Origin of the sequence: Brevibacterium senegalense (genome assembly GCF_000285835.1) — a bacterium.
Lineage (GTDB): Bacteria > Actinomycetota > Actinomycetes > Actinomycetales > Brevibacteriaceae > Brevibacterium > Brevibacterium senegalense.
Genome location: NZ_HE978602.1, coordinates 174,950 through 201,061, shown reverse-complemented (window position 1 = coordinate 201,061; position 26,112 = coordinate 174,950). Strand labels below are relative to the sequence as shown.

Sequence of the window (26,112 nt, the reverse complement as noted above, 5' to 3'; positions counted from 1 at the left end):
ACGGTCGATGCATTCGAAGCGAAGGAGCACGCATGTCGGAGAACCAGGAGACCCAGGCCGAGGTCCTCACCGAGGTCCGCGGGAACGTCCTCATCATCACCCTCAACCGTCCCGAGGCGAAGAACGCCGCCTCGCAGGCCATGGCGCAGAAGATGGCGACGATCCTCGATGAGTTCGACGCGAACGACGACCTGTTCGTGGGCATCATCACCGGCGCGGGAGGGACCTTCTGCTCCGGCATGGACCTCAAGGGCTTCCTGCGGGGCGAGCGCCCGTCGATCGAAGGGCGCGGCTTCCTGGCGCTCACGGAGGCCCCGCCCCGCAAGCCCCTCATCGCGGCGGTCGAGGGCTACGCCCTGGCCGGCGGCTTCGAGACGATGCTGGCCTGCGACCTGGTCGTCGCGGCGGACACCGCGAAGTTCGGCGTCCCGGAGGTCAAGCGCGGCCTGGTCGCAGCGGCCGGTGGCGTGACGATCCTGCCGCAGCGCACCTCGCGCGCGGTCGCGATGGAGATGGCGCTGACGGGGAACCTCTACCCCGCGGAGTTCGGGAAGGCCAACGGCTTCGTCAACACGATCGTCGAGGAGGGCAAGGCCCTGGACGGCGCGCTGGAGCTCGCCCAGACGATCGCGGCGAACGGGCCGCTGGCCGTCCAGGTGTCCAAGCAGGTCATCACCGAGTCCCAGGACTGGACGCAGGACGAGATGTGGGAGAAGCAGGCTCCGCTCATCGCGGACGTCTTCACCTCCGAGGACGCGAAGGAGGGGTCGCGGGCGTTCGCGGAGAAGCGCGCGCCCCAGTGGACCGGGAAGTGAGCTGTGAACACGTGACCTGACAGGCTCACACCCGCCGAGGCCGCGGCCCGGTTCCGCATGGTCGGAACCGGGCCGTTGTCGAATCCGAGGCTTCGGATCGGGACGGACCGGAGAGGGACGTCCGGGACCGTCAGCTCGACTGGGGCCGGGACGCCCACGGGCGTCAGCCCGACTGGGGCCGGGGCTTCCGCTGCCGGATGAGGCCATCCTGGACGCACGACACCAGAGGCGTCCCGTCCTCCGAGTAGAGCGTCGACTCCGACAGGCCGCGGCCGCCGCCTGCCCACCTCGATCGCTGATCGATGAGGATCCAGCCGCCCGGTTCAGGATCCGCGTGGAAGTGGACCGAGTGGGTGAGCGTGGCGCGCGGGATGTCCGGCGCTCCCAGCATCCGCCCGTGCGGCACCAGGGATGCGGCCAGCAGCCCCAAGTCGCTCACGTAGGCCAGGGCGCAGCGGAGGCGCCACGGCTGCGCACGGGTCTCTCCGGCCTCGGGCAGGCGCAGCCACATCTGCTGGCGCCCCTCGTCCGGTGACGGGTCGATGAGGTTCCCCTCGACGTAGCGCAGGTCGAGGAACGCCCACTCCGTGCGCCAGCCGGACGCATCGAGCGAACTGTACTGCTCCATGACATCCGCGATGGGACGCGTGTCCTGCGGGGCCGGGACCTGCGGCGCGGGCACGGCGTGCGCGAACCCGTCGACCGGGTCCTGGAACGCGGCCGTGAGTCGCAGGATCTGCCGGTGGCCCTGATGCGCCTGCACCGCGCGCATGTCCATCGACCGGCCGTCGCGCACCCGCTCCACGTCGAAGCCGATCCGCCCCTCCGTGTCGCCGGCGGACAGGAACAGCCCCTGCGCGGACACCGGCGGTCTGGCCGGATCCACCGTGCTGCAGGCCGCGGCGAGCGCCTGGGCGAACGACTGCCCGCCGAAGGTCTTGGGCAGCCGGGACCCCGGCCGCGGCTCTCCCGTGAACGAGTCCGGGCCGACTTCTGTGAGCGTCAGCAGGGCATCGAGCATGTGCGGGGTCCTTCCGGGTCCGCCGGCGATTCGTCGTCCTGAACGCGCGCTGAGAGAATGCGGGCATGACGCGCATCACCGACTCGGCTCTGGCTTCGAAAGTTACCACCGCGGAGCAGGCGGCCACCCACATCCGCCCCGGTGACACCGTGGGCATGAGCGGGTTCACCGGCGCCGGCCACCCCAAGGCCGTCCCCGCCGCGCTGGCGGATCGGATCGAAGCGGCGCACGACCGCGGCGAGGACTTCCGGATCTCGCTGCTGACCGGCGCGTCCACGGGCGAGGAGGTCGACGGCGAGCTGGCACGGGTGAACGGCATCGCGAAGCGCGCACCGTTCGTCGCGGACCCCACCCTGCGGAAGCAGATCAACGCCGGCGAGGTCGAGTACACGGACATCCACCTGTCGCACCTGGCGCAGCAGGTGTGGTTCGGGTTCCACGGCAACCTGGACGTGGCCGTCGTCGAGGTCGCCGCGATCCTGCCCAACGGCCTTCTGGTCCCGGGCAGCTCCGTGGGCAACAACAAGACCTGGCTGGACCTCGCCGACCGCGTCATCCTCGAGGTCAACGAGTGGCATCCGCGGGAGTACGAGGGCTTCCACGACGTCTACTACGGCACGAAGCTGCCGCCCCACCGCAGGCCCATCGAGATCCAGGACCCCCTGCAGCGGATCGGCGACCCCTACCTGCGCGTCGACCCGGACAAGGTCGTCGCGATCGTGCGGACGAACGCCCCGGACCGCGACAACGCCTTCGCAGCTCTGGACGAGGCTTCGCGCGCGATGGCCGACCATCTCCTGGACTTCCTGCGCCACGAGGTGTCCGCCGGCCGGATGCCCGCGAACCTGCTGCCGCTGCAGTCCGGTGTGGGCAACGTGGCGAACGCGGTGCTGGCGGGCCTGGCGGAGTCCGAGTTCCAGCACCTCACCTCGTACACCGAGGTCATCCAGGACAACCTCCTGGCGCTGCTGGACACGGGCAAGCTCGACTCGATCTCCGCGACCGCGTTCTCGCTCACCCGCGAGACGGCGGAGCGGTTCAACGAGAACATCGAGTCGTACAAGGGCCGGATCCTCCTGCGCACCCAGGAGATGTCGAACCACCCGGAGATCGTCCGCCGCCTGGGCGTCATCGCGATCAACGGGATGGTCGAGGCGGACATCTACGGCCACGTGAACTCCACGGAGGTGAACGGCTCGACGATGATCAACGGGATCGGCGGCTCCGGCGACTTCGCCCGCAACGCGTTCCTCAACTTCTTCGTCTCCCCGTCGACCGCGAAGGGCGGTGCCCTGTCCGCGATCGTGCCGATGGTCCCCCACGTCGACCACACGGAGCACGACGTGCAGGTCATCGTGACGGAGCAGGGCATCGCGGATCTGCGCGGCACCGCACCCAACGAGCGCGCCCGCCGGATCATCGACAACTGCGCCCACCCGGACTTCCGCGACCGGCTGCACGACTACCACGACCGCGCCTACGCGGCGAACCCCTCTGCGCGCCACGCCCCGCACCTGCTGGACGAGGCACTGAGCTGGCACCAGCGCGCCGCCGCGACCGGTCGCATGTGAGGGTGCGTCCGCGACGCACACCCTGCGTGCCCGACGCACCCCGGCGGCCGCGGTCCCGTCGGACACCACTGCGGCGTGTCGCGCTGAGTGGTGGCCGCACCCCGTCTTGATCGAACGATCAGACAGTCCTATGCTCGGAGGCTGACGCGCGGCCTCGCGCGGACGCAGGACACGGAGGATCGATGACGACCACGGGCACAGCCGCAGCCACCACTCCCACCGGCACCGCCACCCCCGGCGCCCAGCCGGGGTACTACCCCGCGCACATGCCCCGGGCCCTGGACTACGTCCCGGCCGCGGCGCCGGAGATCCTCCTGTCCGCCGCGAAGCGCGTCCCCGACCGCATCGCGTTCGTCGACGGCGAGGACACCATCACCTTCGCCCAGCTGCGCGACCGCGCCCTCCACCTGGCTTCCCGGCTCGCCGCCGACGGCGCCGGCCCCGGCCGCGTCGTGGGCATCCAGCTGCCCAACGTCCTCGACTTCCCGGTCGCGTACTTCGGCGCCCTGCTCACCGGTGCCGCCGTCACACTCGTGAACCCCCTCCAGCCGGCGCCCGCGCTGGCCCGCCAGCTCACCGACGCCGGCGCGCACCTGCTGATCGTCCACCCCGCGCACCTCGAGGCCGCCCGTGCGGCCGCCCCGGAGGCGGGCCTCACCCGCGTGCTCGTGACGGAGCCGTCGTGGGCCGGCCCCGCCGCCGAGGCCGAGGTCACCATCGCCCGCTCCCTCACCTCCGATCCGGCCCAGCCCGTGTTCGTCGCCTTCTCCACGCCGAACCCGACCGCCGCCGGCACCTCTGCAGACACCTCCTCCGCCGAGACCGCCGGTACCCCCACCGCCTTCGCCCCCGTGATCGTCGACCGGGAGGAGGTCGCGCACTTCCAGTTCACCGGCGGCACCACCGGCCGTTCGAAGGCCGTGCGGGTCCTCCACCGCAACGTCCTGGGCAACCTCACGCAGGCCGCCGCGTGGCGCCTGCACTCGCGGGTCGTCCGCGACGCGGACGGCGACCTGGCCCTCGCACCGATCGAGGGGCTGGGCGCACCGCTCCTGCAGCCGGGCGAGGGGGTCTCCATCCAGGTGCCGCCGCTGTTCCACGCGCAGGGCATCTCGAGCCTGGCGATGTTCGTCCTGGGCGGCATCACGACCGTCCTGACCGGCCGATTCCGTCCGGACACGTTCCTGGACCTGTGCGACCGCTGGCAGGCCCAGTACACCTCCGGCAACCCGCCCATGTACCTCGCACTCGCCGCGCACTCCGCGACGACCGGCCGCCAGGCGACCTCCATCCGCGCCGCCCTGTCCGGCGCCGCACCGCTCGACGCGACGTCGCTGGCGCGCATCGCGCAGGTCATGCCGAACGCGATCGTGGGCGAGGGCTACGGGCTGACGGAGGGCACGTGCATCGTCACCGCCTCGGACCTGACACCCGCCGGCCTGCGCCGTGCCGGCACTGTGGGCGTGCCGATCCCGGACACACGTGTGGAGATCCGCAGCGCCGACGGCACCCAGGTCCTCCCCACCGGCACCGAGGGCGAGCTCTGGGCACACGGCCCCCAGGTCACCGACGGCTACCACGGCGCCCCGGAACTCACCGCCGCCCAGTACGTCGACGGCTGGCTGCGCACGGGTGACATCGCCTCGATCGACGACGAGGGCTTCGTCCGCATCCACGACCGCGCGAAGGACATGCTCCTCTACAAGGGCTACAACGTGTACCCCCGCGAGCTGGAGGACATCGTGACCGCCCACCCCCGCGTCGCGCAGGCCGCCGTCGTGGGACGCCCGGACGCGGACGTGGGCGAGATCCCGGTCGCCTTCATCGTGCCGACTGCCCTGGCCGCGGCGGTCACCTCTGCGACAGCCGCCGAGGCCGCCGCCCCCGCCGCTGCCGGATCCGACGATCGGGTGGGCAGTGCCCAGGACACGGGCCTGGCCGTCGAGATCATGGACTGGTTCGCGGGGCAGGTGCTGCCATACCAGAAGATCCGCGAGGTCCACCTGGTCGACGCACTCCCCACCTCGGCTGCGGGCAAGGTGCTCAAGACGGAGCTGCGCACGCGCCTCTGAGCCCTGGGCACTCCGGCGCACGGGCGGCTCCCCGCCGCGCGGTCCCCGCGGGACGGCATCGGTTGCCGAACCGCAACACCGCGACCCGTTCGCACTGCGGGCGGTCCTCCTAGACTGGGCGCATGGACAATCCCACAGCTTCTGTGCACGACATCCCCGACGGTGCGCCCATCCTCGACGTCCGCGGTGACGACGAGTGGGCGGCCGGCCACATCGACGGCGCCCTCCACATCCCGCTGGCGGACCTGCCCGCCCGCTACGGGGAACTCCCCTACGACGTCGACGTCTACGTCATCTGCCGCACGGGCGGTCGATCGCGCCAGGCCGTCGCGTGGCTCAACGCCAACGGCTTCGACGCGATCGACGTGTCAGGCGGCATGGGGTCGTGGAACCTGGACAACGGCAAGCCGATCGTCGCGGACGGCGATGACGAGCCCTGGGTGATGTGACGCGCGCATGAACCACCGCCTCCGACCCGCCGCGGCGACCGCCGCCGCTGCCGCCGCACTCCTGCTGCTGTCCGCCTGCATCCCCTCCTCCGATCCCCAGCCCCAGGAGACGGCCGCGGCGGCAGAGCCGACGACCACGGCCTCGGCGACGGCGGAGGCCGGGGACCAGTACCCGGCGGCCGTCTCCCGCGACCTGGACCTGGACTTCGGTGCGACGACCTACGACCGGCTCACCGCCTGCCACCACGACGGCCCGGTGACCGTGCAGGGCAGCCGGTCCGCCTTCACCCCGTCGGACCCCACGGACGAGTTGACGGACATGGGCGCCGAGGTCGAGCTCACCATCACGGGAGCGCCCACCTACCTGGAGATCGGGCCCGGCGGCCGGGTGTACGCGTCCGTCCCCTTCCGCTGCGAGGCGACGGGCGGGGACGCGCCCAGCGGTGCGGAGGCGCTGCTGGACTCCGGCGAGCTCATCGTGGGCGGCACCCAGGACGCCATGCAGATCGTGGGCCTCGTGACGGCGGGGGACATCCTGGACGAGGACGGCGACGGCGGCGGTGCCTCCGGCGGCGAGGCGGTGGCCTCCTCCGCCGCGGACATCCAGCTGCGCGAGCCCGCCGGCATCGGCACCGCGCTGGTCCACTCGAGCCTGCGCAACGGGGACGGCTACCGGTATTTCATCCGCGAGGCGCAGGACGGCGACACGGACACCCCCAGCGGTCGCAGCTGGACGACGGTCCAGTGGGACGACGAGGCGGGGGCGATCCGGCAGCTGGTGCACTCGGAGGACATCCTCGAGACAGTGCCGCGCCCGGACGAGACCCTCGTGATCGCGGCGGACGGCGACGACGGCGTCATCGTGGGCGAGGAGGATCTGGACGACGCTCAGACCTTCGACGCGATCGCGGAGTTCCTGCGCGACCCCGTCGACGAGTCCTCCGAGTTCGCGGAGACCGGCGACCACCAGGGCTACCGCTCGGAGACGAAGGAGTGGGACGGCTTCCGCGTCACGCTCTACTCCCCCGCGGACGGCGAGCCGGACTGGGTGGGCACCTGCCTGGCCTGGGAGGCGGAGCTGGGCGACATGCCGCAGGCCGTCACGATCGGCTCCGCCGTCCAGCCGGGCAGCACGATGGAGCAGCACCCACAGCTGGACGTCGCGGACGCACCCTACGTGCGGGAGGGCGAGGACCCCGGACTCGTGACGGACGACGGGAACCGCTACACGATCGACGTGGTGGGCGGGACCGCCGCGACCGGGATGATCGACCGGATGACCTCCGGCCGCGGCTGCATCCGGGACTGAGCGACCACTCCCGCAAGATCCGGGGGCCACTATGCGAGAACTTCGCCCCGGTGGCCCCCGGATCTGTGCATAGTGTGAGCATGGAGAACAGAGCAGGCCAGCAGGCGGAGGACCGCGACCTCGTCGACATCCCGGACCTCCTGGACGCCTACCACGACCTCGTTCCGGACCCGGGTGTCGCAGAGCAGCGGGTCACCTTCGGCACATCGGGGCACCGCGGCTCCAGTCTGCGCCGGTCCTTCAACGAGGCGCACATCGCCGCGACGACGCAGGCGATCGTCGACTACCGCCGCGAGCAGGGCTTCACCGGTCCCGTCTTCGTGGGGCGCGACACCCACGCTCTGTCCGAACCCGCCTTCCTCACCGTCATGGAGGTGCTGGCGGCCCACGACGTGCCCGCGATGATCGACGACCGGGACGGCTTCACCCCCACGCCGGTGGTGTCGCATGCGATCCTCGCGCACAACCGCGATCGGGCGGGGGCCCACGGCACCGCCGACGGCATCATCATCACCCCCAGCCACAACCCGCCCCAGGACGGCGGCATCAAGTACAACCCGCCCCACGGCGGTCCGGCGGGGACGGACGTGACCGCGTGGATCGAGCGGCGCGCCAACGAGCTGCTGGAGCAGGGGTGGGAGTCGATCCCCCGGACCGCGTTCCAGCGGGCGTTCCACCTGGAGAACACGACGAACTTCAACTACCTCGACGCCTACGTGAGCGACCTGGGCGCCGTCATCGACATGGACGCGATCCGGGGTGCGGACATCCGGATCGGCGCGGACCCGCTGGGCGGCGCCGCGGTCGACTACTGGGTGGCGATCGGCGAGACCTACGACCTCGACATCACCGTCGTGAACCCGGAGCTGGACCCCACCTTCTCGTTCATGACCCTCGACTGGGACGAGAAGATCCGGATGGACTGCTCGTCGCCGTGGGCGATGGCCTCCCTCATCGCCGCCCGCGACGACTACGACCTGGCGCTGGGCAACGACGCGGACGCGGACCGCCACGGCATCGTCACCCCGGACGCGGGCCTCATGAACCCCAACCACTTCCTGGCCGTCGCGATCGATCACCTGCTCACCCACCGGCCGGACTGGCCGCAGGCGGCGCGGATCGGCAAGACACTGGTGAGCTCCGCACTCATCGACCGGGTGACCCGTGCGGCGGGGCGTTCACTCTTCGAGGTCCCCGTGGGCTTCAAGTGGTTCGTGGACGGGCTGCTGGGCGGCACCGTCGCGTTCGGCGGCGAGGAGTCCGCGGGCGCGTCGTTCCTGCGCCGCGACGGCGGCACGTGGTCGACGGACAAGGACGGCATCGTCCTGGGCCTGCTGGCGGCGGAGATCCTGGCCGTCACCGGGCGGTCCCCCTCGCAGCGGTACGCGCAGCTGGCCCAGGAGCACGGCACCACCGCGTACGCACGGGTCGACGCACCGGCCACCCCCGCGCAGAAGGCGGCGCTGGGGACGCTCAGCGCCGCGGACGTCACGAGCACGCAGCTGGCGGGCGACCCCATCGAGGAGATCCGCACGGAGGCGCCGGGCAACGGCGAGGCGATCGGCGGGCTCCTGGTGCGGACGGCGCACGCGTGGTTCGCGGCGCGGCCGTCCGGCACCGAGGACGTCTTCAAGATCTACGCGGAGTCCTTCCGCGGCGAAGACCACCTGGCGCAGGTGCAGGCCGAGGCCCGCGCCGTCGTCGACGCGGCCCTGGCCTGACACCGGCGTTCGTGTCCTCCGGACTCCCACGGCGGTCGTAGGATCACCTTCATGCTGCGGATGTACCAGGAGATCTTCGCGCTGCCCGGGGCGCTCAGGTTCTCCCTCGCCGGGCTCGTCGCCCGTCTGCCGATCGCTGTCCTGGGGATCGGCATCGTGCTCTTCATCCAGGGCGAGACCGGCTCGTACGAGATCGCGGGCCTCGTCACGAGCGTGTTCATGGTCGTCCAGGCGATCACGAATCCGCTCATCGCCCGCCTCGTCGACGCGCACGGTCAGGCGCGGGTCATGGTGCCCGTCGTCTGCATCCACCTCGTCGCCCTCAGCGGTCTGCTGGCGTCCGTGCTCCTGGACTGGTGGGTGGGGACCGTCTTCCTCAGTGCGGGACTGGCCGGGGCCTCGGTGGGCAGCCTGGGCTCGCTGGTGCGCGCCCGCTGGAACGCGATCGTCGTCAGCTCCCGGCAGCTGGACACCGCGTTCAGCTGGGAGGCGGTGGCCGACGAGATCCTCTTCGTGACCGGCCCCGTCGTCGTGACGGCCCTGGCGACCCTGTGGATCGCACCGGCCGGCGTGCTCATCTCCGGCGTCGCGACTCTGGCCGGCGCCCTGCTGTTCTACCCGCAGAAGGCGACGGAGCCGGTGCCCCGCGGTCGGTCCGTCGACCGGTCCGGCCGTGTGCTCACGCATCCCGGCATCTTCGTCGCGGTCGTCTGCCAGGTGTTCCTGGGCGTCGTGTTCGGCGCGATTGACGTCATCGCCGTGGGCTTCGGCGATGAGCAGGGTGCGAAGGCCTTCGCGGGCATCGCGCTGAGCGCCCTGGCAGCGGGGTCTCTGCTGGCCGGCGCCGTGTACGGCGCGATGGACTGGCGGCTGCAGGCCCGCTTCCGCTTCCCGCTCATGCTGGTGGTGCTGACCGCCGGGTCGTGGCTGCTCCTCCTGGCGAACGACATGGTGCTCTTCGCGATCCTCCTCTTCGTCGTGGGCGTAGGCATCGCGCCCAGCCTCATCGCCGTCAGCTCCGTCATCCAGACCCTCGCCCCGCCGGAGCGGCTCACGGAATCGCTCGCGTGGATCTCCACGGCGCTGGGGTTCGGGGTGGCGATCGGGTCCGCCGCAGCGGGCAGCGTCATCGAGCGGCTGGGTGCCCACGAGGCGATCTGGATCGTGGCTGGTTGCTCGACCGCGGCTCTCGTGATCGCGGGGGCCGGGCTGCGGGCGATGGACCCGGGACGCACCGTCACCCCGCACCGTCCCCGCCGCGAGACCATCGACACCGCCTCCATCCCGGCGGTCGTCCCGCCACCCACCGGCGACGGTTCCCCGGACGAGACTCAGCCGGGCCGCTGACCTGCGTCCCCACCTGCACGAACGCGTTCACTCTCCGTGGCGACAGCCGCGGACTCCTCCGCTACACTGAGTGCACCGTGGCGGTCACGCTGAAACATGTGTGGCCGTCATGGCATGACGTCCACGGGACGCACAGCGCTCCGCGTGGACGAGACGCGATGCGGCGGACCGGGCCACGGCGTCGTGGGTCACGGTCACCCGCCCCGCCCCGCCCCGATAGGGTGGAGATCATGCACATCCTCCTGGCCTGCGACAAGTTCAAGGGCACCCTCACCTCTGCCCAGGTCGCGACCGCACTCACCCCCGCTCTCACGGACGCCGGGCACACCGTCGCGTCCGTGCCGATCGCCGACGGCGGGGACGGCACCGTGGCCGCAGCGCTGGCCGCGGGCTTCGAGGGTCGCACGACGACCGTGGGCGGTCCGCTGGGACACCCGGTCGAGGCCCAGTGGGCGCGCTCCGGCGACACCGCCCTCGTCGAGCTGGCCCAGGCCTCGGGCCTCGCCCTCGTCACCCCGTCCCGCGACTCCGCGCTCAACGCGGGCACCCACGGGACCGGGGCCGTCATCACCGCCGCGCTGGACGCCGGCTGCACCCGGATCGTGCTGGCGGTGGGCGGCTCCTCGTCGACGGACGGCGGCGCTGGCATGCTGACCGCGCTGGGCGCGCAGCTGCTGAACGACTCCGGCCAGCCGGTGCCACCGGGCGGGCTGGGCCTGCTGGAGGTCGACCGGATCGACCTGACGGGTCTGGACGAGCGTCTGCGCGGCACTGAGGTGATCCTCGCCAGCGACGTCGACAACCCGCTGCTGGGCGAGGTGGGGGCGGCCGCCGTCTACGGGCCGCAGAAGGGTGCGCAACCCACCGAGGTCGCCCTCCTGGACCGCGCCCTGGCCCACTTCCGCGACCGGCTGGCGCAGACCGCGGGTCTGGGTGCGCTGCTGCCGGAGGGCACGACCGTCGAGGACCTGGCGCTCACCCCGGGCGCGGGTGCGGCCGGAGGCACCGGGTTCGGCGCGATGACCGTGCTGGGCGCGCAGATGCGCCCGGGGGCGGACTACATCATGGAGCTCGTGGGCTTCGCGGACGCACTGGCGGCGGCAGACCTGGTCGTCACCGGCGAGGGCCGTTTCGATGCGCAGACCCTGCACGGGAAGGGACCCGGCGAGGTCATCGACCGGGCACGCGAGGCGGGGCTGCCCGTCTGGGTCGTGTGCGGGGCGGCCGAGCTGACCGCGGACGACTCCCCCGGCGTCACCGGGATCATCGAGCTGCGCTCCCTGGCTCCGGAGGAGACGTGCCTGCGCGACCCCCAGCCGGTCGTCGCACAGGCGGGCGCGGAGCTGGCTCGGCGTCTGGGGGGCTGAGCGGCACGCACGCACGACGACGCCCGCGGAGCGTGTGCTCCGCGGGCGTCGTCGTGTCCGGGGTGGGCCGTCCAGGGTGAGCCGGTCCGGCCGTCAGCCGGCTCCGGCCTCAGGGGCGGGTGGAGGTCACTCCTTGGGCGTGCCCGGCTTGTCGGAGCCCGCCGGCTTGTCGCCGGTCTCCGGGTTGCCCGGGGTGCCGGGCAGGCCCTTCTGCTTGCGGGTCAGGAGCATGACGATCAGGACGACGATCGCCAGACCGCCCACGCCCAGCAGGATCATCATGGGGGTGGACAGACCGGAGGAGTCCGCGTCCTCGCTGAGCGAGCCCTGGTCCTGCGCGCCGTCCTCCGGCTGGTCGACGGCCGCGCCGCCCAGCTCTGCGGCGCCGTCGCCGTCCTCGCCCTGGGCTGCCTCGTCGCCCTCGCCGTCCTGACCGGCGCCCACCGCGTCCGTGAGCGTGAAGTCGAACTCACCGGAGATGGGGTGGCCGTCGGAGGACACGACCCGCCACTGCACCGTGTAGGTACCCGGCGTCAGGTTGTCCGGCAGCGCGGAGGAGACGGTGGTGCCCTCGACCGTGATCTCGCCGGCGGAGACGTCGTCGCCGCCGTCCTGCAGGACCTGGACCTCCGTGCCCACGTCCTGGATCTCGCCGCTGAAGTCCATCTCGATCCACTGGGGCTGCTCGTCGAGCTCCGCACCCTCCTCCGGGTTCGAGCCGACCAGCTGATCATGCGCCTGCGCCGCGGGCCCCGCGGTCAGGCCGAACAGCATGAGCAGACCGGCCACGGCCAGTGCGAGCGCGCGGGAGCGCGGAGACGTGCGAGAGCGCAGGGACACGATTCCTCCTCAGGATGAACGTCTGTCCGTCCGCACCGCCTGTGGGCGGCCGGACACCCCGCAATCATCCCCGATGAGCCTGGGAACTTCATCCCCGGGGCCGTCTCCGGGCGGGCGGAGGGTGCGACGCGGCGGGGCCGACGACCTAGTGTGGGGGCATGACGACACAGCACAGCGCAGAGACCACCGGGACCCCGCAGGGCTCCACCGCCGTCCGTCCCCAGGACGATCTCTACCTCCACGTCAACGGCGACTGGATCGATTCGCACGTCATCCCGGACGACCGCGCCGCTGACGGGGTCATCCGCCGCCTGTTCGACACGGCGGAGGAGAAGGTCCGCGACATCATCACCCATGCGGGCGGCCAGGGCGGGGAGGAGGCGCGGAAGGTCGCGGACCTCTACGCCTCGTTCATGGACGAGGACCGGGTCGAGGCCCTGGGCCTGGAGCCGTTGGCGGGAGATCTCGACGCGATCGCCGCGGCGACCGACCACGACGATCTGGTCCGCGTGCTGGCGCAGCTGGAGCGCGCGGGCGGGCCGGGCGTGCTGGCCGCCTACGTGTCCGCGGATGCGAAGGAACCGGACCGCTACGTCCTCTACGTCCACCAGGGCGGGCTGGGCCTGCCGGATGAGTCCTACTACCGCGAGGACCAGCACGCGGAGGTCCGCACCCAGTACACGGATCACCTGGCCCGCTTCGTCTCCCTCACCGGCGTGGACGCGCGCACGGGCCGCGACGCCCAGGAGATCTCCCAGGCGGTCATGGACTTCGAGACCCGCCTGGCGAAGCACCACTGGGACGTCGTCGAGACCCGCGACGCGCAGAAGACCTACAACCGGATGACCCCCGCCGAGGCCGCCCAGACGGCCGGGGCCTTCGCCCTGGGCACGTGGCTCGAGGGGGTGGGCGCGGCGGATGTCCCGCACGTCATCATCGGCGAGCCCAGCTTCCTGTCCGGCCTGGGCGAGGTGTGGGCGGAGACCCCGCTGGCGGATCTGCAGGCGTGGGCGATGCTGGGCACCGTCCAGGCGTTCGCGCCCTATCTGGCGGACGAGGTGCTGCAGGCGAACTTCGACTTCTACGGCCGCACCCTCTCCGGCGTCCCGCAGGTGCGCGACCGGTGGAAGCGCGGCGTGAGCCTCGTCGAGTCGCTGCTGGGCGAGGCGGTGGGCCGCATCTACGTCGAGGAGGAGTTCCCCCGCACCTCGAAGGACGCGATCGCGGAACTGGTCGATTCTCTCATCGACGCGTACGACTCCTCGATCCGCACCCTCGACTGGATGGGTGAGGAGACGAAGGGTCGCGCGCTGGAGAAGCTGCGACTCTTCACCCCCAAGGTGGGGTATCCGGACCGCTGGCGCGAGTACCCCGCGGAGATCCGCGCGGACGACCTCGTGGGCAACGTCCGCCGGTCCGCCCAGGCGGAGCACGACCGACAGATCGGCCGACTGGGACAGCCCATCGACCGGACCGAATGGCTCATGACCCCGCAGACCGTCAATGCGTACTACCACCCGGTCATGAACGAGATCGTGTTCCCCGCAGCGATCCTGCAGCCGCCGTTCTTCGACCCGGAGGCCTCCGACGCGCAGAACCTGGGCGCGATCGGCGCGGTCATCGGCCACGAGATCGGGCACGGGTTCGATGACCAGGGCTCGCGCTACGACGGCCGCGGCACGCTCACGGACTGGTGGACGGAGGAGGACCGCGCGCGCTTCGACGAGCAGACGCGCTCGCTCATCGACCAGTTCGAGGTGCTGGTGCCCCGCGGTCTGGGACCGGACGACCACGTGAACGGCGCGCTCACGATCGGCGAGAACATCGGCGATCTGGGCGGTCTGTCGATCGCGTGGACGGCGCTGCAGACGCGGACCGCCGCCCGCGGCGCGGAGGTGACGGCCCAGGACGGTCGCACCTTCTTCGAGGCGTGGGCCCGCGCGTGGCAGACAGCGATGCGCGACGAGGAGCGCCGGCGCCGCCTCACCGTCGACCCGCACTCGCCGGAGGAGTTCCGCTGCAACCAGATCGTCAAGAACATGGACGCGTTCGCAGAGGTCTACGGGACGCAGGAGGGCGACGGCATGTGGCTGGCGCCCCAGGAGCGCGTCTCGATCTGGTGACCCGCGCGCTCCCGTGAGACGGACGAGGGCGGGGCCCACCCGACCGGGTGGGCCCCGCCCTCAATTCGTGTTCTGTCGTGTTCGGGTTCAGCCGCTCGTGACGACGAGCCGGGTGAACCGGTCGATGAGGTCGTTCCACACGCGGCTGCGGGTGGGGGTGTCGTCCCCCACCTGCGCGGCGAGCCCCTCGATGTCGACGAAGCCCAGTGCGGAGTCCGGGCAGATCGTCACGCTGCCGCGCAGCAGCCGGTCGTGGGCGAAGTCCGCACTCACGACGACCGGCAGGGGCGACTCCTGCAGGATCCGCAGTCCGGGGTCGTCGTCCGCGGCGGCGGAGTCCCCCGACCCGGCCGCAGCGGCACCGGAGGCACCGGCGCCGGTGCCCGCGGCCTCGGGAGCGGCCTGCCCGCCGTCGACGCCGTGCGTCGTGCGCTGCAGGTGGCGGGCGGCCTCGAACACGATCTGAGCGCCGGAGGACCCCACTCCCACCAGCGGCGTCCCCACGGCGAGGGCGTCGTCGGCGAACTCGCGGACCGCGGCCTCGGTGGCGGCGTCCGCGTGGTCCTGCGCGTCCCGCATGCCGTAGACGATGAACGCGGAGGCGCTGGCCGGGCCGGGCATCTGCGTGCCGCGGCGCACGCGGTGGCCGAACAGCTGGGCGCCGGACTCCTCGATCCAGCGGAAGACCTCGGGGCCGTCGAACGCGTCGGACAGGGCGACGACGCCCACGGGGTGGGTGAGGCCCTCCTCGGTGAGCGTGCGGGTGGGGGTCTTCTCGCCGGCGCGCACGGGCAGCCGCAGGATGTTCTCCTCGACCGGTGCCGGGCACGTGGCCCACGGGTGGAACGCGAAGGGGTAGATGACGGTGCGGTTGAAGTCGAGGGTGACGGAGCCGTCCGCGGCGGGCAGACCCACGCTCAGCGTCCGCCAGGACGGGGTCGTGTCCCCGTTCGTCGTGTCGTGGAAGTCGAGGACCAGACCGGTCTCCGGGCTGCCGGCGGCGGTGAGTGTGTGGGTCCGGCCGCCCAGGGCGAAGGTCACGGTGCCCACGGTCGTCCGGTCCATCTCCAGGCCGGGCAGCGCGGTCGCGATGCGGCGCACGCGCGGCTGGGGGTAGGGCTCGAAGCGGCCGCTCACCACGGCGGCCTCCGTGACGGGGAACGCGGGGATGTCGACGAAATGCGCCAGCAGCGCGGACTTCGAATCGTGGACGCGGATGCCGATCCGGCCGTCGCGGTCGATCGCCTCGTACGCCGTGTGGTCGGACACCAGCCACGTGAGGGCGCCGTCGCGGGGCAGGCGGATCCAGGACGCGCCGTCCGCCGTCGACCCCAGCTCCACCGCCGAGTCCGTCTGCGTCTCCTGCTGGGCGGCCGCCTCGAGCGCGGCGCGCGTGGGTCCCGCGCTGTGTCCGGCGCCGATCCGGAAGGTGATGGTGTCGCCGTCCAGGTCGAAGCGGCCGGGAGCACCCTCCCAGGTGTTCTCGCCCTGCTGCAGCCAGTGGAGGCCGGTGATGCTCAGCATGCCGAAGGGTGTGGCGAGCGCGGCGAGGCGCTCATCGTGCCACGCCTGCCATTCGGAGGTGAACTGTTCCACGAGTACCTCAGATCGTCAGGGAGTGGGGTGTGCGTCGCGTTCGATCGCACCGCGACGCGGGCACGGCCGCGCTGTCCACGGCCCGGTCGCCATCCTAGGGCACCTCTGTGCGAGATCGCCGGGTGCGCGGTGCGCTCCAGTGGTAGGCCAGTCCCAGCGCCACCAGCAGCGCGCCCGAGGCCGCCGGGCCCCACAGTCCCACGGCCAGTCCCGCTCCGTCCAGGAGGGTGCCGCTCAGCGCGGAGCTGGCGGACTGGCCCACGACGACGCCCGTGCTCATCATCGCCATGACGGTGGTGAGGCGACCGGCGGGTGCGTGCTGGGAGGCGATCGCGAAGAGGGTGACGAGGCTGGGGCCCACGCCGCAGCCCATGATGAGCAGCGCGATGACGAAGGCTGTGAGGGTCTGCCCCTGTGTGTAGAGGAGGCAGCCGGCCAGTGTGAGGGTCGCGAAGACGAGCCAGCGGGCGCGCAGGCGGAACGCCTCGGGCAGGACGACGACGGACAGCGCGCAGATCGCGGAGCCCACGCCCATGACCCCGTAGAGGATCCCCGTCGCATCCGCCTGGCCCAGCGTCTCCATGAAGGCGGTGAGGCTCGTGAGCGTCGAGCCGAAGAAGAGGCCGATGCAGGCCATGCCGCCCACCGGCAGCAGGACGACCGGGCGGAAGAGGAGTGCCGCCGGGGCGGCCTCGGCGGTGGCCGGGCCCTGGGGCGAGGTGCCCGGGCGGGGGTCGGTGCGGCCCTGCGCGTACTGCGCGGAGCGGTGCAGCGCGAACGCGGTGATGCCCACGGCGGTGAGGGTCGCCGCACCCACGACGGGTGAGACGGTGCCCCACGCGACGGCGGCCACGCCCACGATGACGGGGCCGAAGACGAACATGAGTTCGTCCGTCATGGACTCGTAGGAGAGGACCGCGTTGGTGGAACGGCTGCGGGAGGCGACCGGGACCTCGGCGTCGATAGCCAGCAGCCAGCGGGAGCGGACCATCGAGGACGCCTGCGGGGCGGTGAGGCCGATGAGCAGGCCCGTCGTGAGGATGACGGGGGAGGCGGCGCTCTCGAGGAGGGCCCAGGCCAGGCCCAGGAGGGCGGCCGTGTTCGCCACACCCAGGATGAGGAGGACGGTGCGCTGGCCCCAGCGGTCGGCGGCGGCGCCCAGCAGCGGGCCGGAGATCGCCGTGCCCACGCCCACCAGAGCGGCCGTGGCACCCGCCTCCGAGTACGAGCCCCGCAGCGCGGACACCGCCGTCATGACCGCGACGACGGACATCGCGAAGGGCAGCTTCGCGATGACGGCGATGGGGATGTACCCCCAGCCCAGCAGGCGGATGAGAGTGGCGAACACGTGAGTCAACGATAGCCCCACCGGCTACCGTGGGAGCATGACGAACTCAGCTCCTCAGGGTGACGTGACCGGTGGCGGATCGACCTCGGCGGTGAGCGGGGACGACGCGGCGAGCGGCGGGGGGTCGACCTCCGCGGTGCACGCGGCGCTGGCGGCGGACCTGTCCGCGCTCGTGATGGAGTCGCCGTCCTCGTTCCACGCGGCGTACGCGGTGCGGGAGCGGCTGGTGGACGCGGGCTTCGCGGAACTCGACGAGGACGAGGCGTGGGTCATCGAGCCCGGCGGTCGGTACGTCGTGGTCCGCGACGGTGCGGTCCTCGCGTTCGCGGTTCCGGCCGCGGATGAGGCGGGCGGCGACCGCGCGAACGACGCGGGCACAGGCGCGGGCTCCGGCGCGGGCAGCGCCGGCATCGCGGCGCTGCCCTTCCACGTCGTGGGCGCGCACACGGACTCGCCGGGCTTCAAGCTCAAGCCGCAACCGGACTTCACGGCCGCCGGCGCGCTGCAGACCGGGGTGGAGGTCTACGGCGGCCCGCTGCTGAACTCCTGGCTGGACCGCGAGCTGTGCTTCGCCGGGCGCCTCGTCCTCACGGACGGCACCGCCGTGCTGGCGCAGACCGGGCCCATCGCGCGCATCCCGCAGCTGGCGATCCACCTGGATCGGAAGGCGAACGACGGCCTCACCCTCGATCGGCAGCGCCACACGCAGCCGGTCATCGGGCTCGCGGACCTGGTGGGGACCGGTGCGGCGGGAGTTGCCGCGACCGGCGGGGCGGATGGCGCAGCGAGCGCGGCGGCCGGGACCAGCGGCGGCGCGATGTCCGGCACCACCGACACCGACCACGCGGCGGGGTCGCTGGTGCTGGGGCTGCTGGCGGCCTCGGCGGGGGTCGACGTCGCAGACGTCGCCGGCTACGACGTCCACACGTTCCCCGTGCAGGAGCCGGCGGTGTTCGGCGCGCACAGCGAGTTCCTCGCGTCGCCGCGGCTCGACAACCTGGCCTCCGTGTGGGCGGGCACGAGTGCGCTGGCACAGGTTGATCCGGCCGACCTCACGGGGATCGCGGTGCTGGCGGCGTTCGACCACGAGGAGGTGGGGTCGGAGACGCGGTCCGGTGCGAGCGGCCCGTTCCTGGCCGACGTCCTCGAGCGGATCACCGCGGGACTGGGCGGCGATCGGACGGCCCACCTCCGGGCACTGTCCGGATCCGTGTGCGTGTCCTCCGACGCGGGGCACGCGGTGCACCCCAACTACCAGGGGCACCACGACCCGGTGAACCGGCCGGTCCTGGGCGGCGGACCGCTGCTGAAGATCAACGCGCAGCAGCGCTACGCGACGGACGCGGTGGGGACCGCCGTGTGGGCGCGGGCGTGCCGCGACGCCGGGGTGGGCTTCCAGGAGTTCGTCTCGAACAACACGATCCCGTGCGGGTCGACGATCGGCCCGCTCACCGCGACGCGACTGGGCATGACGACGGTGGATGTGGGGCCGGCGCTGTGGTCGATGCATTCGGCGCGCGAGATGTGCGCGCTGTCCGACCTGGCCGACCTCCGCGCGGCTCTGGGCCGGTTCCTGGCGAGCTGACTGACGGTCGGCTGGGCGGGCCTCCGCCCATCCGACCGTCGCTCGGGGGTCCGTCGCTCAGAAGTCCGTGGGCGAGGTGCCCGGCGCTCCGCCGGTGCCCTGCTGGGACTCCTTCGCCGCCTGCTCCTCCGCCATCTTCTTCTGCTGCTCCGCGACCTTCGCGTGCACGTCCTCCATGTCGAGGCCGCGCACACCGCTGATGAGCTCCTCCAGCTGCGGGGCGGGCAACGCGCCGGCCTGGCGGAAGACACCCACGCCCTCGCGGAAGACCATGAGAGTGGGGATCGAGGAGATGCCGAACGCGGCGGCCATCTGCTGCTGGTCTTCCGTGTCGATCTTGCCGAAGGCGATGTCCGTGTGCTGCTCCGACGCCTGCTCGAAGACCGGGGCGAAGCTCTTGCAGGGCCCGCACCAGTCGGCCCAGAAGTCGAGGATGACGATGTCGTTGTCCGCGATGGTGGACTGCAGGTTCTCTGACGTGATCGTGTGCGTGCTCATTCCCTCACGCTAACGGATCCGACTGAGAACGGGTCGCGGCGTCCAGCTCCGCCTCCGCCAGCACCCACCCCAGCGACCGGGTCGCCTGCTGCAGCGCCGGCAGCACGGAGGCGAGCAGGATCGCACGCAGCTGTCGCAGGTCCGCGGCGTCGGCGCGGTCCGCATCGTCCGCATGGTCCGCGGTCCGGTCACCGGCCCTCTCGTCCGCCAGCCGCAGCGCCTCGATGAGGGCCGCCCGCCCGGAGGGCGTCGAATCGTCCAACGGGTCCGAGCCGCGCACCGGCACGATCCCGTCACCGTGCGCGTCGAGCAGGCTCGCACCCTCCCAGCGCTGTGCGCCGGCCGTTCCCGAGGCCGCCGTGCCGTCCGTTCCCGGCTCCCCTGTTCCCGAGACTGCCGCGCCCTGTGCGGTCGCCTGCCCCCGCCGGGTCGCCGGCTCGTCCGTCCCGTCCTGCCGGACCGGGAAGACGACGAAACCCAGCGCCTCGCGCACGAGCGAGTCGAACGCCTCCGTCTCCCCCACCGCGTGCGCCGCGATCGACAGCTGCGCGACGTCCGCCAGGGTCGCCTGGCCGGGACCGGCGACTCCATCCGTGCTGCTGCGGACGACGCGGGGACCTGATTCCGCACCCGCGTCGGCACCGCCCGTCGCATCCGTGGTCGGCCTCGTGCCGGCCGGAGCTCCATCGGTGGGTGCGGTCGCGTCGCCGGCTGCTGGGGCGTCACCGCGGTTCGCCGCGAGGACCGCATCGAAGGCGCGCCGCGCCGCAGTGGTGAGCCGCTCGTCGTCCAGGACGCGACCGGCCTGGGCGAGCGCGGTGATGGCGAGCGCGTTCCACTCCGTCACGAGCTTGTCGTCGCGTTGCGGCAGCGGTCGGTCGGCGCGCCTGCCGGCGATCTCCTCGCGGGCGGCGACGGCCTCCGGGGTTGCCCAGGGAGCGACGTCCTCGGAGCTCTCCTCGTCGGAGCCATCCTCCCCGTGCGCCCACTCCGCGACCGTGGGGAAGCCCACCGCGAAGGGGCGGTCCGGGTGCGCGGCCTCGACCGGGCCCAGGGGCTGGAACGGGGCGGGCACCCCGTCCGCGGTCTCCAGGTAGTACGCCCCCTCGGTGCGCTCACCGGCGTCGTCCACCGAGTCCGCGTCCAGCCCCGAGGCGAAGCCGCCGTCCGGCAGCTGCATCCGCTCCAGCAGGAACGCGGCGGTCTCCGTCGCCTCCCGGTGCGCCAGCCGGGCGTAGCGGGAATCCGGGTCCCAGCGACGCTCCGTCTCCAGCCAGTCGACGGCGGCCCGCAGGTACTGCGCGTTGTCGAAGAGCATCTTCTCGAAGTGGGGGATGTGCCACTGCGCGTCGACGCTGTAGCGGGAGATCCCGCCATCCACGTGGTCCCGGATCCCCCCGGAGGCGATGCCCGCGAACGTGCGGCGGACGGCGTCCAGGTCCGCGGCCTCGGGCGAAGTGCCCAGCCGTGCGTGCCGGCGCAGCAGGTGGACGATGCTCAGCAGCGGCGGGAACTTGGGGGCCTGCCCGAAGCCGCCCCAGCGACGGTCCTGGGCGGCCAGGAGGTTCTCGGCCGCCGCAGTCAGGGTGTCGTCGTCGATCTGAGGAGTGGGGGCCTCGGCGGGCAGTCCCAGCGACAGGTCCGGGAGGCGGATGAGGTTCTGCGCGAGCTGGGAGGCAATCTGCTGGGCCCGATCGCGGTCGTCCCGCCACGTGCGCGCGATCGTCGTGATGACCTGCGACAGGCTGGGCATGCCGTCGCGCGGCTGGGGCGGGAAGTAGGTGCCGGCGAAGAACGGGCGGCTGTCCGGGGTCGTGAAGACGGTGAGCGGCCACCCGCCCTGGCCGCGCATCGCCAGCAGGGCGTCCATGTAGAAACCGTCGACGGCGGGCAGCTCCTCCCGGTCGACCTTGATCGCGACGACGGACTCGTTCGCCAGGGCGCCCAGTTCCGGGTCCGAGAAGGACTCGCGGGCCATGACGTGGCACCAGTGGCAGGTCGCGTAGCCGATGCTCACGAGGACGGGGACGTCGCGGCGGGCGGCCTCCTCGAACGCCTCCGGCCCCCAGACATGCCAGTCGATCGGGTTGTCCGCGTGCTGGTTGAGGTACGGGCTGGTCGCGTGGGCGAGGCGGTTGGCCATTCCTCTGTCTCCTGACGAGGGGCACAGGCATCCTGCGGGCCCCGATGGTGTGCGGATACGACGGTCCCTGGTCCATCCACACTAGTGGGTGCACGGAAGGCGGCACAGAGGGCGCGGCGGTGGTGGCACGTGGTCGGTCGTGCCACCAGCAGGCGATTCACCCGATCAGCGCGCCCTGTGCCCGGATAGGGTGAGTCCATGAGCGATGCTGTGCCCCCGCCGCCCCCGCCCAATCCCGGACCCGCACCGGAAGGACCGGTACCAGGCGGGCCTCCGCCGCCGCAGGACCCGACTCAGCAACGGGCACAGCAGCCGGCGCAGCAATCGGCGCAGCCCCACCCGCCGGCTCAGCATCACCCCGCACCGAATGAGGCCGCACTGCAGTACGCCGCCCAAGTGCAAGCCGCCGCCCGCGGGCCTGTCGCGCCCCTGCCGGGTCTCCCCTTCACCTCGTCCTACCGCACACCGCGCACGGGTTGGTGGCGCGGTTTGGTCAGCATCGTCCTCGTCATCGTGGCGATCCTGACGTTCTCCTTCATCCTGAGCTTCGTCGCGATCGCGGTCGACCTGGCCCTGGGCAACGCGGACACGGACGCTCTCATGGAGGGGCAGGTGTCCATGTCGCCGACGCTGCTCGCCGCGACCAACGTGAGCCTCCTGGCCTCCGCGGCAGTCGCGTTCCTCGCCCACCGCTTCCTCATCGGTCTGCGCTGGGGCCACTTCCACTCCGTCGTCGGCCGGTTCCGCTGGTCATGGCTGGCCCTCGCTGCCGCGGTCGTCGTGCCGGTCTACCTGCTGTTCGCCGCGTCGAGCTTCCTCGATCCCACGTATCAGGACCTGCAGATCGACGGCACCGTCGTCGCCTTCATCGGCATCATCATCCTCACGACCCCGCTCCAGGCCGCCGCCGAGGAGTACATGTTCCGCGGCGTCGTCCAGCGCTCGGCCGGCAGCTGGGTCCGCTCACCGCGCTGGTCCTTCATCCTCGGCACCGCCGTGAGCGCGCCGCTGTTCGCCGTCTTCCACTTCGCCCAGGATCCGTGGCTCATCTTCTACTACCTGTGCTTCGGCATCCTCCTCTCGATCCTCACGCAGCTGACCGGCGGGCTCGAGGCCGCCATCGCCATCCACATCGCGAACAACCTCTTCCTCCTGCTGGTCGGCGCGCTGGCCGGCCAGATGACGGAGGGCTTCGACCGCTCCGCCGGCCAGGGCGGACCATTCATGCTGGTGCCGCTCGTCATCCTCGCCGTCGTGATCGTCGTCCTCTGGCTGCTGGGCAGGCGTCGGAAGGTGGAGACCACCACCGCCGAGGCCGCCGCCCCTGCCGCGCCCGTCTCACCTGCCGCGCCTGCCTCACCCGGCGAGGCCGGACCGTCCGTCCATGGCCAGCCGGCCGCGCATCTCGGCCAGCCGGGAGCAGGCTCCAGCCAGCCGCATGCAGACCCTGGACAGCACCCGGATCAGTGAGTGCATACTCACTGGTAGACCACCTCGATCCGCAGTAAACTAGAATCACTCAAGAAAACGAGGCGCTCACGAACTTCGGGACGCGGACCTCGGCACGATCCTGAGGAGGGACGACCATGAACAACCTTCATCGTGAACTCGCACCCCTGTCCGACGCCGCCTGGGCGGATCTGGAGGACGAGGTCAAGCAGACCTTCCGCCGGCACATCGCGGGCCGCCGCTTCGTCGAGATGCCCGAGCCCCGCGGATACGAGTTCTCCTCGCTCACCACGGGACGCGTCAAGGAGACCGGCACGGACGTCGACGGCGTGCGCGGCCGCACCCGCGTCGTGCTGCCGGTCATCGAGCTGCGCGTGCCGTTCTCCGTCGACCGCGACGAGGTCGACAGCGTCGCCCGCGGCGCGGTGGACGCGGACTGGGATCCGGCGAAGGACGCCGCGATGCGCCTGGCGAAGGCGGAGGACAACGCGGTGCTGAGCGGTTCCGCACACGACGTGGGCTTCTCCGGCATCATCGCCGCCAGCCCGCACAAGCCCATCCAGCTGCAGTCGGACATCAAGGACCTCACGTCGTCAGTCGCCGAGGCCATCACGGCTCTCCGCCTCGACGGTGTCGCTGGCCCCTACAACCTGCTGCTGTCGGCCGAGCTCTACACCCAGCTGGCCGAGTCGGCCGACGAGGGAAACCCCGTCTCCGCTCACATCCAGCGCATCCTGGGCCAGGGCCGCGTCATCTGGGCACCCGCGATCGACGGCGCCCTGGTCGTCTCCGAGCGCGGCGGCGACTACGAGCTGCACATCGGCCAGGACGTCTCCATCGGCTATGACTCGCACGATGCGGAGAAGGTGAACCTGTACCTGCAGGAGACCTTCACCTTCCGCGTCGCCAGCGCCGAGGCCGCGGTCCACCTGGCACCCTGAGTCCGCGCGCTCCGGCGGTCGGCTGACGCATTCACGCGACCGGCCGCCGGAGTCTCGCGGCCTCAGCGCACGTCGCCCACCAGGACGTGCGTGGAGTTGGGGAAGCGGTAGAGGCCGTCGACCGCGTACCGATCGAAGATCCGCTGCAGGTCCTCGACGAGCGGCTCGCGGGCCGGGTCGCCCTCCTTGGGCGCGAAGGACAGCGACAGATGGCGCTCGCGGAACGTGTCCCACGTGATGAGCTCGTCGTTGTCGTACTCGAGCCGCTGGTAGTGCGATCCGCCGTAGAACTGCGCCAGCTCCACGTCCGTCACCTTCTCTGCGAGCGTGAGTCCGGTGAATCCTCCCACGCGGGCACGGAACGCTTCGATGACCGCGTGGACGGACTCCTCCTCCGCACGGCGGAAGTTCCAGATGAGCGCCACCTGCCCGCCCGGCACCAGGATGCGTCGGCACTCCGCGCGGAAGGCCTCGATGTCGAACCAGTGGAACGCCTGCGCGACGGTCACCAACGAGATGGTCGCCGCGTCCAGGCCGGTCGTCTCGGCCGGAGCACCCACGACGGTGAGCCGGTCCGCCTCCCCGATCGTCGCGGTGAGCGCCGCGCGCATGTCGTCGTTGGGCTCGACGGCGACGACATCCCAGTCGCGGCGCAGCAGCTCTGCGGTGAGCTTGCCCGTGCCGGCACCGATATCCGCGACGACCGGCCCGGACACCGAGGTCGCCGCAGTCGAAGCCGCACCATCCCCGTCCGTTCCGCTCGCCACCCGCTGGACCAGCATGTCCAGCAGCGCGGCGGGGTATCCCGGACGGCTGCGCGCGTAGATCGCACCCAATCCCGTGAACTTCCCGGTGTTGTCGGCGATCCCGCCCTGGGTCACTGCATCGGTCATCGGTGGTCGTCCTCTCGTGTCACGACCACCATCATGGCCCAGATCGTTGAGATTTGGAGCACATGTCCGGCAGTCAGACCCCCACGCCGCCCAGGAACAGGCGGGTCGTGAGCGGGAAGCGCACCTCGTCGACTTCGCGGTGCTCGTCGAACAGCCGGCGCAGGTCCGCGACCAGCGGAGCGTACGCCGGGTCGCCCTCGCGGGGCGCATAGGTCGCGGACAGGTTGCGGCCCAGGAACTCGTCGACCGTGAGCATCTGGTCGTGGGCGAACTCGCGGTACTCGAAGCCGTCGGGCTCGAAGAACGCGTCGAACTCCTCCGCACTCACCTTGTGGTCGCCACTGAAGCCCGGGAAGTCGGAGATGTGGCGGCGGAACACGTCAGCGGTGGCCTGCGTGAAGTCGCTGTCGCGCCTGCGCGAGTTCCACAGGAGCGCGACCTGTCCGCCCGGCTTGAGCACACGGCGGCACTCCGCCCGGAAGCGCTGCTGGTCGAACCAGTGGAACGACTGCCCGGCGGTGATGAGGTTCATGGAGGCGTCGGGCAGCGTCGAGTCCTCTGCCGTCGCCTGCACCGCGGTGAGGAGGCTGGTGGTCGCGGACTTCGCCTCGAGCACCTGGAACATGTCCGGGTTGGGCTCGATTGCGACGGTCCGGATGCCCTCGTAGACCAGTTCCTCCGACAGCTTGCCGGTGCCGGCACCCACATCCGCCACGTGGCACGAGGTGCCCAGGCGCAGTGTGTCGGCCAGCCAGCTCAGGCACTCCGCCGGGTAGCCCGGCCGGAACCTGTCGTAGATCCGCGCCAGCCCGGTGAAGCGCGTCGTCGAGTCCTGCGGCACTGCAGTCGCTTTCATCCTGGTGTCCTCCCTGCCGGTCGCCGCGAACATCGGCGAGCAGGTCTGACGATGAAGACGGCGGTCGGGTCGGTCGATGGACGCACCGACCCGGTCGTCACTTTCGAGAGTACCCAGAGAATCGTATGAAGAACGCCTGAATTCATGACGGATACCTCACACCCGCGG

The 26,112-nt window shown here is 71.8% G+C and carries 20 protein-coding genes; 12 read left to right on the top strand and 8 right to left on the bottom strand.

Going from position 1 to position 26,112, the window contains the following annotated elements; all coding sequences use genetic code 11:
• The first annotated feature begins 32 nt into the window (after positions 1–32).
• Positions 33–815 (top strand): crotonase/enoyl-CoA hydratase family protein, encoded by a 783-nt coding sequence (locus HGBR_RS06740; RefSeq protein WP_019158574.1) that lies wholly within the window; start codon positions 33–35, stop codon positions 813–815.
• Between the two features lie 163 nt (positions 816–978).
• Here the strand turns inward: HGBR_RS06740 and HGBR_RS06735 are convergent, their stop codons facing one another.
• Positions 979–1,836 (bottom strand): acyl-CoA thioesterase, encoded by an 858-nt coding sequence (locus HGBR_RS06735; RefSeq protein WP_019158573.1) that lies wholly within the window; start codon positions 1,834–1,836, stop codon positions 979–981.
• 65 nt (positions 1,837–1,901) lie between these two features.
• Between HGBR_RS06735 and scpC the strand changes: the two genes are divergently transcribed.
• From scpC to HGBR_RS06700, 7 genes are all read left to right on the top strand, one after another.
• Positions 1,902–3,407 carry a succinyl-CoA:acetate CoA-transferase ScpC gene (scpC, locus tag HGBR_RS06730; RefSeq protein WP_019158572.1) on the top strand — a complete coding sequence of 502 codons (1,506 nt, stop codon included), beginning with the start codon at positions 1,902–1,904 and terminating at the stop codon, positions 3,405–3,407.
• 182 nt (positions 3,408–3,589) lie between these two features.
• Entirely contained in the window at positions 3,590–5,479 is a 1,890-nt protein-coding gene (locus tag HGBR_RS06725; protein WP_019158571.1) for an AMP-binding protein, read from the top strand.
• Between the two features lie 122 nt (positions 5,480–5,601).
• Positions 5,602–5,928 carry a rhodanese-like domain-containing protein gene (locus HGBR_RS06720; RefSeq protein WP_026077398.1) on the top strand — a complete coding sequence of 109 codons (327 nt, stop codon included), beginning with the start codon at positions 5,602–5,604 and terminating at the stop codon, positions 5,926–5,928.
• Positions 5,929–5,935: 7 nt separating this feature from the next.
• The gene (locus tag HGBR_RS06715) at positions 5,936–7,237 is read left to right on the top strand and encodes a hypothetical protein (protein ID WP_019158569.1); all 1,302 of its coding nucleotides are present in this window, start codon (positions 5,936–5,938) and stop codon (positions 7,235–7,237) included.
• A gap of 80 nt (positions 7,238–7,317) precedes the next feature.
• A complete protein-coding gene (gene pgm, locus HGBR_RS06710) occupies positions 7,318–8,958 on the top strand; it encodes a phosphoglucomutase (alpha-D-glucose-1,6-bisphosphate-dependent) (protein ID WP_019158568.1) in 1,641 nt (546 codons plus the stop codon).
• 51 nt (positions 8,959–9,009) lie between these two features.
• Positions 9,010–10,305 (top strand): MFS transporter, encoded by a 1,296-nt coding sequence (locus tag HGBR_RS06705; RefSeq protein ID WP_019158567.1) that lies wholly within the window; start codon positions 9,010–9,012, stop codon positions 10,303–10,305.
• 230 nt (positions 10,306–10,535) lie between these two features.
• A complete protein-coding gene (locus tag HGBR_RS06700; protein ID WP_019158566.1) occupies positions 10,536–11,672 on the top strand; it encodes a glycerate kinase in 1,137 nt (378 codons plus the stop codon).
• A gap of 126 nt (positions 11,673–11,798) precedes the next feature.
• Here the strand turns inward: HGBR_RS06700 and HGBR_RS06695 are convergent, their stop codons facing one another.
• Positions 11,799–12,512: a copper resistance CopC family protein gene (locus HGBR_RS06695; RefSeq protein WP_019158565.1), complete on the bottom strand. Its 714-nt coding sequence runs from the start codon at positions 12,510–12,512 to the stop codon at positions 11,799–11,801.
• Between the two features lie 158 nt (positions 12,513–12,670).
• Here HGBR_RS06695 and HGBR_RS06690 point away from each other — a divergent pair, with 158 nt between their 5' ends.
• Entirely contained in the window at positions 12,671–14,635 is a 1,965-nt protein-coding gene (locus tag HGBR_RS06690) for a M13 family metallopeptidase (protein WP_019158564.1), read from the top strand.
• Between the two features lie 87 nt (positions 14,636–14,722).
• Here the strand turns inward: HGBR_RS06690 and HGBR_RS06685 are convergent, their stop codons facing one another.
• Positions 14,723–16,231: a DUF1684 domain-containing protein gene (locus tag HGBR_RS06685; protein WP_019158563.1), complete on the bottom strand. Its 1,509-nt coding sequence runs from the start codon at positions 16,229–16,231 to the stop codon at positions 14,723–14,725.
• Between the two features lie 94 nt (positions 16,232–16,325).
• Positions 16,326–17,579 carry an MFS transporter gene (locus tag HGBR_RS06680; RefSeq protein ID WP_019158562.1) on the bottom strand — a complete coding sequence of 418 codons (1,254 nt, stop codon included), beginning with the start codon at positions 17,577–17,579 and terminating at the stop codon, positions 16,326–16,328.
• A gap of 37 nt (positions 17,580–17,616) precedes the next feature.
• Here HGBR_RS06680 and HGBR_RS16815 point away from each other — a divergent pair, with 37 nt between their 5' ends.
• Positions 17,617–19,164, top strand: coding sequence for a M18 family aminopeptidase (locus HGBR_RS16815; protein WP_019158561.1), 1,548 nt, complete (start codon positions 17,617–17,619; stop codon positions 19,162–19,164).
• A 57-nt stretch (positions 19,165–19,221) separates the two neighbouring features.
• On the opposite strand, the gene trxA is transcribed toward HGBR_RS16815, so the two are convergent.
• Positions 19,222–19,662, bottom strand: coding sequence for a thioredoxin (trxA, locus tag HGBR_RS06670; RefSeq protein WP_019158560.1), 441 nt, complete (start codon positions 19,660–19,662; stop codon positions 19,222–19,224).
• 4 nt (positions 19,663–19,666) lie between these two features.
• Complete coding sequence (locus HGBR_RS16810; RefSeq protein WP_019158559.1) at positions 19,667–21,805, bottom strand: DUF255 domain-containing protein; 2,139 nt, start codon at positions 21,803–21,805, stop codon at positions 19,667–19,669.
• Between the two features lie 489 nt (positions 21,806–22,294).
• Between HGBR_RS16810 and HGBR_RS06660 the strand changes: the two genes are divergently transcribed.
• On the top strand, positions 22,295–23,275 hold the full coding sequence (locus tag HGBR_RS06660; RefSeq protein ID WP_161601851.1) for a CPBP family intramembrane glutamic endopeptidase: 981 nt from the start codon (positions 22,295–22,297) through the stop codon (positions 23,273–23,275).
• A gap of 116 nt (positions 23,276–23,391) precedes the next feature.
• Positions 23,392–24,195 carry a family 1 encapsulin nanocompartment shell protein gene (locus HGBR_RS06655; RefSeq protein WP_019158557.1) on the top strand — a complete coding sequence of 268 codons (804 nt, stop codon included), beginning with the start codon at positions 23,392–23,394 and terminating at the stop codon, positions 24,193–24,195.
• Positions 24,196–24,257: 62 nt separating this feature from the next.
• Here HGBR_RS06655 and HGBR_RS16805 read toward each other — a convergent pair whose 3' ends face one another.
• Both HGBR_RS16805 and HGBR_RS06645 read right to left on the bottom strand, forming a co-directional pair.
• Positions 24,258–25,088, bottom strand: coding sequence for a class I SAM-dependent methyltransferase (locus HGBR_RS16805; protein WP_019158556.1), 831 nt, complete (start codon positions 25,086–25,088; stop codon positions 24,258–24,260).
• A 73-nt stretch (positions 25,089–25,161) separates the two neighbouring features.
• Positions 25,162–25,944 carry a class I SAM-dependent methyltransferase gene (locus HGBR_RS06645; protein ID WP_026077396.1) on the bottom strand — a complete coding sequence of 261 codons (783 nt, stop codon included), beginning with the start codon at positions 25,942–25,944 and terminating at the stop codon, positions 25,162–25,164.
• Positions 25,945–26,112: the final 168 nt, after the last annotated feature.